Annotated in this window: 3 protein-coding genes; 2 read left to right on the top strand and 1 reads right to left on the bottom strand. The window is 63.9% G+C overall.

The genetic code is table 11. The annotated features are described in order from the left end of the window. The coding region (locus EOA29_RS41880) for a hypothetical protein (RefSeq protein ID WP_210213226.1) at nt 1-183 on the top strand (183 nt) is incomplete at its 5' end. 141 nt (nt 184-324) lie between these two features. After that, nucleotides 325-630, top strand: a complete 306-nt coding sequence (locus tag EOA29_RS36540) for a hypothetical protein (RefSeq protein WP_126084587.1) — start codon at nt 325-327, stop codon at nt 628-630. 87 nt (nt 631-717) lie between these two features. Here EOA29_RS36540 and EOA29_RS36545 read toward each other — a convergent pair whose 3' ends face one another. Then, the gene (locus tag EOA29_RS36545) at nt 718-1137 is read right to left on the bottom strand and encodes a DoxX family protein (RefSeq protein ID WP_126094513.1); all 420 of its coding nucleotides are present in this window, start codon (nt 1135-1137) and stop codon (nt 718-720) included. Nucleotides 1138-1381: the final 244 nt, after the last annotated feature.

Raw genomic sequence — 1381 nt, forward strand, 5'->3', positions numbered from 1 at the left:
GAGGACAGGCAGACCGTGGCGAAGCTGATGAAGGTCGGTATCGCCCGTGTTCCGGACGCCTTCTGCAATCGGTTCTTCAATGCGTGGGCGAGCGGCCGGCTTAGCTATCGCGACATTCAGGGCATCCATTCCCAGACGGCCGACAACAGCCGCTTCGTGCGCATCCTGCAAGGCAGGGAATAGCGGGACCGCCCGGTCCTCGCTGTCATGCCGAAACGGCCCGCCTAGCTAATCGGGACCGAACACGCAGCGGCACCAAGCATCGCGCCGGATCGGAAACGCCGCTCGCGCGTTTTTGAGGCGAGGTCAATGGGAGGAAGCGCCATGAACGTCGCCAATCTGCAACTCGAGGGCCTGCTGATGGCCGTCGCCGCAATCAACCATACTCTCGTGCGCAAGGGGGTGCTGACGGTCGAGGAGATCGACATCGCGCTGCGCAAGGCCGAGGCGGTGGAGACCGGGGAAGACCGGTCCGAAGGCATGTCGGCGTCGAGCCGCGACGCCGTCAACTTCCCGATCCGGCTGCTCGAACTCGCCAACCAGTGCCAGCCCGAGGCGGACATGCCGTCCTTCTCGAAGCTGGCGCGCATGGTCGGCCAGATGAAGGAGCCGTACAACGACCAGATGTGAGGTCAAGGGAAGCGGTTTCGAGGCAAGTCGGCGCTGCCCCTCATCCGCCTTCGGCACCTTCTCCCCGTAAACGGGGAGAAGGGAAGTTCACGCCCTGCTCGGCCAGCCCTGGCGCACCGCGAGCACGCTGCCCGCGCCGTGCGCTGCGGCGAAGAGCAGGCCGGCGGCGAACGGGAAATGCGACATGAAGGCGCCGAACTCGGCCTGGTTACCGGCCCAGTGCGACGGGCCGTGGAAGGCAAAGCCGAGGAAGACGACATAGACCGCGCCGATCAGCGCCAGCGGCGTCATGAAGGCGCCGGTGAGAAAAGCGATCACCAGCAGCGTTTCGAGGATCGCGGCGCACCAGGCCAGAAACAGCGGGAACGGGAAGCCGGCCGCGGCGATATAGCCGGCGGTCGCCCCCATATCCATGAATTTGAAGGCCACCCCCATCGCGAACATGGCGGCGAAGATCAGGCGGGCGATGAGAATGGCGGCGGTCTGCCAGGTCGATTGCGTTTCCACGTTTGTCCTCCGGTTGGAGCGGTCGATATGCTCCAAGGACGAACGAAGGGCGATGGTTCCGACAAGGGGTGGAAATTTTTCTCCTTCTCCCCTTGTGGGAGAAGGTGGATCGGCGCGAGCGCCGAGACGGATGAGGGGTGCCGGAAGAAGGCGACCTAAAAAGGCCTAGCAATTTTAAGCGCTTAGGTCTTCAAAGCCACACTCCGTCCAACACCCCTCATCCGTCCGAGCTTCGCTCGGACAC

Source organism: Mesorhizobium sp. M1E.F.Ca.ET.063.01.1.1 (assembly GCF_003998155.1).
Lineage (GTDB): Bacteria > Pseudomonadota > Alphaproteobacteria > Rhizobiales > Rhizobiaceae > Mesorhizobium.

Excerpts from the sequence above, each read along its gene's own strand:
- EOA29_RS36540 (WP_126084587.1), top strand. The coding sequence starts at position 325 with ATGAACGTCGCCAATCTGCAACTCGAGGGCCTGCTGATGGCCGTCGCC.